5 protein-coding genes are annotated in these 10,860 nt (G+C 34.4%); all 5 read left to right on the forward strand.

Translation table 11 applies throughout. The annotated features are described in order from the left end of the window. Window positions 1–314: 314 nt before the first annotated feature. The 5 genes from CVD18_RS04450 (at window position 315) to CVD18_RS04470 (ending at window position 10,670) form a co-directional block, all read left to right on the forward strand. A complete protein-coding gene (locus CVD18_RS04450; protein ID WP_103864245.1) occupies window positions 315–1,532 on the forward strand; it encodes a GTP-binding protein in 1,218 nt (405 codons plus the stop codon). Between the two features lie 229 nt (window positions 1,533–1,761). Next, the gene (locus CVD18_RS04455; RefSeq protein ID WP_103864246.1) at window positions 1,762–2,496 is read left to right on the forward strand and encodes a superoxide dismutase; all 735 of its coding nucleotides are present in this window, start codon (window positions 1,762–1,764) and stop codon (window positions 2,494–2,496) included. A 583-nt stretch (window positions 2,497–3,079) separates the two neighbouring features. Continuing rightward, a complete protein-coding gene (locus tag CVD18_RS04460; protein WP_103864247.1) occupies window positions 3,080–6,460 on the forward strand; it encodes a hypothetical protein in 3,381 nt (1,126 codons plus the stop codon). 14 nt (window positions 6,461–6,474) lie between these two features. Next, the gene (locus tag CVD18_RS04465; protein ID WP_103864248.1) at window positions 6,475–10,119 is read left to right on the forward strand and encodes a DUF6443 domain-containing protein; all 3,645 of its coding nucleotides are present in this window, start codon (window positions 6,475–6,477) and stop codon (window positions 10,117–10,119) included. Continuing rightward, complete coding sequence (locus CVD18_RS04470) at window positions 10,116–10,670, forward strand: hypothetical protein (RefSeq protein ID WP_103864249.1); 555 nt, start codon at window positions 10,116–10,118, stop codon at window positions 10,668–10,670. Before CVD18_RS04465 ends, CVD18_RS04470 begins: the two co-directional genes overlap by 4 nt. Window positions 10,671–10,860: the final 190 nt, after the last annotated feature.

Consider the following 10,860-nt stretch of genomic DNA (forward strand, 5'->3'; position numbering starts at 1 on the left):
TGAAACCATTTAATGGAGTGGCAACTAAATATCTACAGAATTATATGAACTGGTTTATGGTCTTGGAACGCATAAAAGAGAATAACCAACGTCTCAAATCCTTTGCCTACTATGCCCTTGCTGGACAAAATGCATGGCAAATTTGGAAAACAACAACTGAATCAGTCATATAGTAGAATATAGCCATAATAAATTACAGGATATATGATTATGAGGTGATTATGTTGGTGGTTTCATGTTCAGAATTTGGATTTATAGAAATATAAAATTGTATTTATGTATAATTTTATTATTATTGCAACAAAGTTGCTATAATGGATTTTAAAATACAACATACGAGAAAACTACCAGTTACTATTCTTTCTGGTTTTTTAGGAACAGGAAAAACTACTGTACTTAATCATATACTCAATAATAGAGAAGGACTCAAAGTTGCTATCATAGTAAATGATATGAGCGAAATAAATATTGATGCACAACTTGTAAAAAATGAGACTGTCTTATCTCGTACTGAAGAAAAGTTGGTAGAAATGAGTAACGGCTGTATCTGTTGTACTTTGCGAGAAGATCTTATGGTAGAGGTAGAACGTTTAGCAAAAGAAAACAAGTTTGATTACCTTCTAATTGAAAGCACTGGTATTTCTGAGCCTATTCCTGTAGCGCAAACTTTTACTTTTGAAGGAGCAGAGAATGGTATTAATCTTAGTAATTATAGCTATATAGATTGTATGGTTACAACAATAGATAGTTATAATTTTTTAAAAGATTTTGCGAGCCCAGAAAAATTAGTTGATCGCCAGCTCACCAATATTGAAAATGATTATCGTACCATAGTTAATTTAATAACAGATCAAATTGAGTTTGCCAATGTAATTGTTTTAAACAAAACAGACCTAATCTCTAATGAAGAGGTCGATTATTTGATCTCATTTATTCATACTTTAAATCCTGAAGCAAAGATTATACCTGCAACCTATGGTAAAATCCCAATAAAAGAGATTATCGATACAGGGATTTTTGATTATGATAAAGCAGAACAAAGCGCAGGTTGGATTAAAGAACTCAATACTCCACATCACACACCAGAAACCGAAACTTATGGATTCTCATCATTTGTGTATAAAGCAAGAAAGCCATTTCATGCAGAAAGGTTTCTTCATTTTATGAAAGAAGAATTTCCTCCACAAATTATAAGAAGTAAAGGACTTTTTTGGTTACACTCGCGTCCTGATCAAGCGTTAGTATGGGGGCAAGCAGGTAGTTCTATACAAACTGATTACGCAGGAGTATGGTGGTCTGGTATGCCTTTTTCAGAAAGAACATCCTATCCTTCATTTGTAGATAATCAAGAAATAATAGAAAAAGATTGGCACCCCATAACAGGAGACCGCAAAATAGAACTTGTATTTATTGGTCAAAACCTAGAAGAGGATAGTATCAAACAAAAACTAGATGCCTGTTTGTGTTCTGATTCAGAGATTAAAGAGCTTAATTTAGGAGAAACCCTTGCAGATAGTTGGACTATTGTTTGACCTAAACTTGTAAGAATATTCACATTATTTTAAGATTATTTCGCGTTTTTGCTACTTTTTTGTGCGCCTCAAATTCTATTTTATGCTTATTTTTATAGACAATTTTATACTAAACTATAGAAATATAAAAAAGCGATACTCTATACATCTTCATGCTTTGATTTAAATACAAAATATGGAGAGTAAATCATTGATCGTTTTTACGATAATAACACATAAATAGAAGATAATGGATAAAAGAAAATTTCTAAAAATAGGAAGTGTTGCTGTGGGAGGAACTCTAGCTGCTCCATCTTTATGGCTATCGAGTTGTAATAAAAAGACAACTCCAGCAAAAGTAGAAGAAGAAGTAAAAAAGCCTCTTGTTACTGAGACGCTTTTTACACTGCCAGACTTGCCATATGCATTTGATGCGCTAGAACCTATTATAGATAAAGATACAATGCAAATCCATTATTCAAAACACCACCAAGGATATGTTAATAAGCTTAATAAAGCTCTATCGAAATTATCTATAGAGAAAAAACCAATAGAAGATCTTCTGGCAGGAGAAAATCTACCCGAAGCGATACAAAATAACGGAGGAGGGCATTACAATCACACCTTGTTTTGGGAAAGCTTATCCCCAGAAAAGAAAACACCTTCTAAGGAGTTGGTAGCTAGAATAGAAAAAGACCTGGGAGCTTTTGAAGATTTTAAAAAATCGATGATAACTCAGGGACTTTCTGTTTTTGGATCTGGGTGGGTATGGCTAATCCAAACCGAAAAAGGATTGCAAATTACAACTACCGAAAATCAAGACAACCCTTTGATGAGTGTAGCAACACAAAAAGGAAACCCAATTCTGGGAATCGATGTATGGGAACATGCATATTATCTTAAATATCAAAATAAACGTAAAGAATACCTGACTAATATTATGGATATTATCAACTGGGAAGTTGTAGAGAAAAGAATAGCCTAGATTAGAACTAGGTATACTCGATAACGTAGAAATGTTTCTCGTAAAACATACGAGCAAGCAACAAAGTAAGAGAACCAGTTACAGCAATGTAGCTGGTTTTTTTTATGACCAGGGATGGTATAGGTTTAAGCTGTAAATCACACTATTAGATTAGTAGTAGAGTAAATAATAGTGCCCTAAAATTGACAATGTACACATATGATATAGCTCATATTTAATTTTTTCAAAAATTGATAGTAACAATTTAATAAGTCAAAACATATACTAGTAATAGAAAGCTAAATTAAACGTGATATATAGCTGATAGCGGGATTCGCAATCCGTGAAATATAAGAGAAAGAGAATAAATAGTAAAAGTAGTTACCATTAGAAAAATTCTGATGGCATCAACAATTAAAAGATAGGAGTTAAAAAAATAAACAGTTTCAAAAAACGGTACTTCTATATTGTACTATTGCCCTAACAAATTGAATTTATGCACAGACATAAACACATTGTACACTTTTATGAGTGGAAACTGTAATAAAAATTAAAATATCAAATGAAGTTGTCTAAATCTAGAAACACATAAATATACCATCTAATGAAAAAACACATTATCTATCTATTCCTGTTTTTATCAGGCATAGGTATTGCTCAGGAACTTAACACTTATGCCCCTATATCACCTAACGCGGCAAGTTTAGGTAAATATGGAGCATTTCCTGTAAATACCAATTTAGGAACTACTAATATTTCTATCCCTTTATATACAATCAAACAAGGAGATATAGAAATACCAATCAGTTTAAGTTATAATGCTACCTCAGGGATTAGGGTAAATGAAGAAGCCTCTTGGGTAGGATTAGGATGGACCCTTAATGCTGGTGGAGCGATTGTAAGAAGTGTAAAAGGTTTACCTGGTAATGGAACCTCTCTGGATTTTGGTAATGTGCAGTTTAATCATGCTAATGCGGGTTATTTTGTAGATGTAACCCAACAACGAGCAGATCTTAATGCCGATGATTTTCTTTTTAATTATTCTGGCACTACTGGTACATTTACATATAATCACACCACGAGTAAATATGTATTTCGGAACTATAACCCTATAAATATTACTACAGATAGTCTTGGTATTAATGCAACGATAGAAAATGGTACCATGTTAAAATTTGGTGCAATAGAAAAAATAGATCGTTATAGAAATCATGATATAGCATCAGGATATAGAAAGTATTCTACAGCATATTACCTTACTAAAGTTGCCTCTGCCAATCAAACTGATGAGGTCACTTTATCATATGATAGTCATACTTTTGATAAAAAAAGCGAAAAAACAGGGGATCAAATCTCAATGAGTTTGGCTTCTGCTACAGATATGCTTGGAGATCCTTGGACTCCTAATCTTCCAGAAGTTAGTCGACGTAATGGAGAATTAGAGTACAAATCGTATGAAAAAACGCTCAAGCGAATAGATTTTAAAACGGGCTATGTCTTGTTTGAGTATAGTTTAGACCGATTAGATAGCCAATCTGGTAAATTAAATCATATAAAAGTATATAGTACTATCAATGGGAATGCTACATTGATTAAGCAAATCTCTTTTAAATACGATTATTACAATCGATCTGGTGGAGGGTATGATAGGTACCTTCAAAGTGAGTTAGGTACAGAGGCGTATCGTAAATCACTAAAATTAACGGGAGTAGATGTTTATAGCAATGTGCTTAATTCCCAGCAATATACATTTGAGTATAACACTACCGCATTACCTATAAGAGCTTCTTCTGGTCAGGATTTTTGGGGGTATGCTAATACAAATAGAGGAAGCTATATGCATAAACATCGAGCAAAGTTTCATTTAATGGGCAAAAAACACAGAGCGTATCCTCATTTTGAAGAGGTGGGTACAGGGGACAGAAATGCAGATGAACAAAAAACAAAGGCAGGGATTCTTACCAAAATAACCTACCCCACAGGCGGATATACTGAGTTTGAATATGAAGCCAATAAATATACTGTTACGGTAAACGAACCTATTTATAAGAGTAAAACCTTGCCTTTTGCAGTAGATTCTCCTGATACTGGATGTGGAGTAAGTAGGATGGTAACCAGTTATACTATTCCTAAAGAAGCTGAGGATCCTGTATTACAATATTCTTTTCGGCCGTGTCTTCATAATCAAAATTCTCGCAAGGCTTTTGTAAAGGTAAATAATGATGTATACCAAAGACCTTTTGTGTCTTGGGATCAAGAATATGACAATGGGTATTCAGCTACCATCAATCAATTAGCTAATAGAACGTATCAACTAGAACTAGAAGAATTTGCCAATTCTATTCCGGGTTATACATGTACAGGAATTAATGCTATTGTATCATGGAAAATATACGACGGGTATAAACCTGTAAACAAAGATGTACTAGTAGGAGGGTTGCGTATCAAATCAATTACTAGCTATGATGGCATTCATACAGCATTTACCTCTAAAAAAGAATATACCTATAATAAACCTCGTGTTTTAATTCCAGTAGCAGATAGAGACTATAGAGTATTACATAGAAATCCTCCTGAAGGGCTTTTAAACATTATTAGTTCACATCCTACCTATTCATTAAATGTAAATGGTGGCCCATCTGCAGAGTATACAAAGGTTACAGAGTATAACACAGATGCTTCAGGAATTGATAACGGTAAAATCGTATATGAGTATGAGCCTACTCCTGTATATCGTTTGATGGATACAGGTGCATCAGGTACTGGATCAGCATTTACATTTTTCAAACACCCTAATTATGTACGTCAAGATTGTGCGAGAGTTTTTCCCTTATTTCCAATAGAAGAAATTTTTCTTCAAACCATCAAGGTTCAGGGCTATGGTAATTTTATGAATTATAAAGTAAAAAGTTGGGCAGGAGGTAGCTTAAAATCTCAAAAAGTATATAAAAAATCAGGAACTGCCTATACCTTGCTTAAATCAATAGATAATACCTATTCAACTCTGGGTGAATCAACATTACCGTTTAATTATTTACATTCAATCATTCCTAACGGGATACCCCATGCTTTGGGACAAGGAGGTAGTACTGTTAGTGCTTGTGGAGCATATAACCACCAGTTTATTTATAACAAGAGTTATATCTCATTAGGTAAAAAAGCACTAACCTCAAGTAAAGAAACGATCTATGATACCAATGGGCAGAATCCAGTAGTTACTGAGAAATCATATAGATACGACCACCCTAATCATTTTCAGACACAAAGTGGTGTGAAAAACAGTCTAGGGAGTGAATTAAAAACGAAAACCTATTACCCTAACAAAAGAGGTCAATTGGCCAATTTAAGTATTGATGATGAGAGTGCATATTTCAAATTAGAGCAATTACATCGTATTGCCACTCCTATACAAACAGAATCCTATAAGGGTACTACGCTATTATCTACCCAGCGTACCTTGTTTAAGCCAGGGATTGCTACCAATTCATTTTTCCCTAAAAGTGTACAAACAGCAAAAGGAGCGATTACCACAGCCAATCCATTAACAGATAAGGTGCAATACCATAAATATGATAGCTCTGGTAATCCTATAGAAGTTTCAAGAGCAGATGGTAGTCATATTATTTACATATGGGGGTATCAAAATACTTATCCTATTGCCAAGATCGAGAATGCATCGTATATAGAAGTCTCAGGATATATTGCTGGATTACAAACCCAATCAAATGCAGATAATGACCGTACTCGTGGTAGTAGTGGTAAAGAAGGAGCTTTACGAGATGCGCTCCATGCAATGCGGGTAGGATTACCCAATGCTATGATATCTTCTTATACCTATGATCCTTTGATAGGAGTAACCAGTATGACCGATCCCAAGGGCTACACCTTGTATTATGAATATGATACACAGCATAGACTCAAACGCGTGATTGATCATCAGGGTAAAATTGTATCTCAAAACGAATATCATTACAAAGGACACTAATAACAAGATAAAACATGAAAAATAACAGTATATACACCGTCATTATATGGGTTTTCTTGATAACCTTTGGTGTTCAGGCGCAAACTACTCCAGTCAATGTTACCATTGCCAATAAAACGATTACAAGTGCTAGTACAGCTGCAGATAGAATGCCAAGAGCTTCAAATGCTATTATAATAAAACCGAATACATGGATTAAGTCAGGAACCACATTTTCTGCAAAAATTATTATACCAACTTATTATCCATTAAGTGATCAAAACTATGTGTGGCAACGCACCCCACAAAAGGAGTACACCACATTACCAAACACTATAGGTAATGATAATATCCATGAGAATGTTACTTATTTTGATGGTTTGGGTAGGCCTATACAACAAATAGCTGTACGAGCTTCTTTTAATAAGAAAGATATTGTTACCCATAGTACGTATGATGATTTTGGGCGACAGAGCAAGGAGTATCTTCCTTTTGAGTCGTCTACGATAGCAGGTAAGTTCAAAACAGGAGATCTTGACCAGATAATCAAGACATATTATAAGAATAGATATTCTGAGGATTTTTCAGGAATGCTCGATGCTGATCTCAACCCATACTCAGAGCAGGTTTTTGAGAACTCCCCTCTAAATAGAGTCTTAGAACAAGGCGCTCCTGGTAAAGCATGGAAAGCAGATTCTATTAATGATACAGATCATACCATCAAGTTTGGTTGGGCTACCAATACCGCTACAGAGGTAGTACACTTTAAGGTAACTTTTACGGGTAATGATACAGAGCAACCCCAATTGGTTAAATCAGGGCATTACCCAGCCAACGGATTGCATGTTAGCAGTATCAAAGATGAGAACTGGCAACCCACACAAACCTATCTCAATGACCATACTACAAAAGAGTATAAAGACAAACAAGGTAGAGTGCTATTAAAACGTACATATGCCAATAATTTGGCTCATGATACCTATTATGTATATGATGATTTTGGGAACCTTACCTATGTGATTCCACCAAAAGTAACTACTGGGGATGGGGTGTCTGCTATAGAGCTATCAGAATTATGCTATCAGTACAAATATGATCATAGAAACCGATTGATAGAAAAGAAAATTCCAGGTAAAGGATGGGAGTATATAGTGTATAACAAACTAGATCAACCAATCCTAACTCAGGATGCTCTTTTAAAAGAAGAGAACCAATGGCTCTTTACCAAATATGATGCCTTTGGCAGAGTGGCTTATACAGGTAAGATAACAATTACAGCGACAACAAGGGATCAATTGCAAACAGAAGCTAATAATTTTACGGCTGATTTATGGGTGGTGGCAAGTAAAACAGCTACAACTATTGGGGGGATATCTCTGTATTATGATGATGGAGGGTATCCCAAAGTTACTACAGCAGAGGTGTTAACCATTAATTACTATGATAATTATGATTTCATAGGCACCACTCCTGCACAACCTTTTGTACAACCCGCTACTGTTTATGGAGAACCTACTGTAAATACTACCAAATCATTACCTACAGGGAGTAAGGTAAAAGTATTGGATATGAACCAATGGATTACCTCAGTAAGCTATTACGATCAAAAAGGGCGCGCAATTTATATAGCTAGTACAAATGAATATCTGTCTACAACAGATGTTACAGAGAGTGAATTTGATTTTGTGGGAAAAGTAAAACAAAGCAAAACGAGTCATACCAAAGGAGCAAATACAGCAATAGTTACACTAGATACTTTTACCTATGATCATATGGGTAGACTGCTTACTCAAACCCAAAAGATCAATGAGCAAACTCCAGAAACGATTGTATCAAATACCTACGATGCCTTGGGGCAATTAGCATCCAAAAAAGTAGGAGGAGGATTACAAGATATAGCTTATGACTATAATGTACGAGGCTGGTTGAAATCGATCAATAAGGGAACTACTGCCAATGGTGATTTATTTGGTTTTAAGATCAATTATAACACATCAACTCATAATGCTACTCCTTTGTTTAATGGTAATATAGCAGAAACAGAGTGGAAAACTGCTAATGATCATACACAACGATGGTATACCTATTCTTATGATGCATTAAATAGAATTAACAGTGCTACAGGAAATACTACTAATTACAACCTGAGTAATGTAACCTATGATAAGATGGGTAATATCGAGTCTCTAACTCGAAATGGCTTTCAAAACGGGGCTAACTATACAGGTATGGATATACTTACCTATCATTATAATGAAGGTAATACACTACAAAAGGTGGTTGATACAGGTAATAAAACCTTTGGTTTTAAAGATGGTACCAATACCAATGATGATTATATCTATGATGCCAATGGTAATATGATTACAGATTTTAACAAAGGAATTACAGGGATTATCTATAATCATTTAAATCTACCAGAAACAATAAGAATTAGTAATACTACAGGAACAGGAAATATTACTTATATTTACGACGCCACTGGAGTGAAACTAAAAAAGATCGTTACAGAGGGAAGTTCATCAACAGAGACTGATTACACAGGTAACTACGTCTATAAAAATGGTACTCTGGAGTTTTTTAGCACACCCGAAGGCTATGTAGAAAAAGAAGCTGATGGGTATAAGTATGTGTACCAATATAAAGATCATCTTGGAAATATTAGGTTATCATATAAAGATGCAGATAAAAATGGCTCTATTACTCAAAGTGAAATCGTACAGGAGAAGAATTATTATCCTTTTGGACTGCAACATCAATATGGAGCAAATCATCCTAATTCTATGGTTAATGGTAGAAAGCACAACTACTCTTTTAATGGGAAAGAATTTGAGCAAAGTTTAGACTTAAACACTTTTGATTTAGGAGCAAGACAATATGACCCTACTATTGGTAGGTTTATGGTAGTTGATCCTATGGCAGATTTTATAAATAATGAATCCCCTTACTCATTAGCTAATAATAACCCAATACAATTTATTGACGACTTTGGTTTTGGTAAATGTGGATGGTTATGTAGAACAGTTAACAAAATATTATTTGGAAAAAATAATCTACTTCCTGATGGTACCCGAGAAAAGAAATTTTCAAGAGCTACAGGTAATAGAAGAAACAACGAAAAGAAGAAAAAAGGAACAATAAACAGAACTGATCCTCCTGGGACTGTTCAGAAAGATGCATATGCTGTTACTAATTTTAATCCTGTTTCTATAGTAGCTCAGCCATTAGAGTTACCACAATTATCGTTGCCTGATATACAAACACCTAATCCGAGACAACCTGCTATCCCTCAATTTGAGGGTAGAGAATTCAGAACAAGAATAAATGTGCCTACGCATATTCAATTTACAGGAGATGGCACAAATCTTGCAATTGATGCTATGACCAAACGTACCTTAAATGCAATTATAAAGACTTTGGTAGATTACCCACAAGTAAAATTAGAGGTATATGTAAATTATACAGGGGTGAACTCTTTACGAAATGACCCTAATTTTGAACAACGAGCAAGAAGTCAGTCTAGCAAAAGAGGTCGAAAGATAGTTGAATTTTTAGTACGTAGAGGGGTTAGCCCTGGTAGAGTTAGAGCTAGACAAGGAGAAGTTATTTTTGAAAAAAGAAAACAGGGTAATACCAGAAGGAATACCCAAAACTTTAGAATTATTAATCCTAAACAATGATACGATTTTTTATAGTCATACTATCTTTAGTCTTTTGTGGTTCTTTTGCACAAGAAGTTGTTATAGAAAATGATAGTTTGATTTTATGGCAAAAGGATAGACAATTAACTTGGGATGATTTTAAGGGTGATCCTGTAGAAGATAAGATAAATGCCCTTGCAGAAGTTCACGGTAGAATAAAAACTATCAAGACGTATTGGTCTAATGGAGTTCCAAGATTTGAAATAGGATGTCATTTTCTCAAGTTCGATTCTTGGACATCGACTAAAGATTCCTTGTCCTTAGTACACGAACAAATACATTTTGATATTTATGAACTTCATGCAAGAAAGATTAGAAAGGCATTTTGTGAACTTAATGAAAAGAGAGTGACAGACTTTAAAAGTTATCAAGATTTGTTTAATAACAACCTCAAAGCGAATGGAGAATTGAATGAGTTATATGATATTGAAGTTGTCGTTAAACAAGATAATCAGCAAAAATGGAAATCAAAGGTTGCCAAAGAGTTAGAAGCGTTAAAGGAGTATGAATATATACCCGATAATGAATAAATCCCCCGCTACCGCTAAGCCCAATGTCATTAAGTTAAGGAATTATTTTATTGATTTTCATATTGTTATAATCATTCAAAATTCTTTTTTTTGTAAATTACAGTATTAATCCCGATAGCTCGGATATGATAGCGCAGATTTGTAATCTGTGCAGCGTATGAGTAAGCGGTAAGAGCAAGAAATAAAAAAA

This window comes from Aquimarina sp. I32.4 (assembly GCF_002924285.1).
Lineage (GTDB): Bacteria > Bacteroidota > Bacteroidia > Flavobacteriales > Flavobacteriaceae > Aquimarina.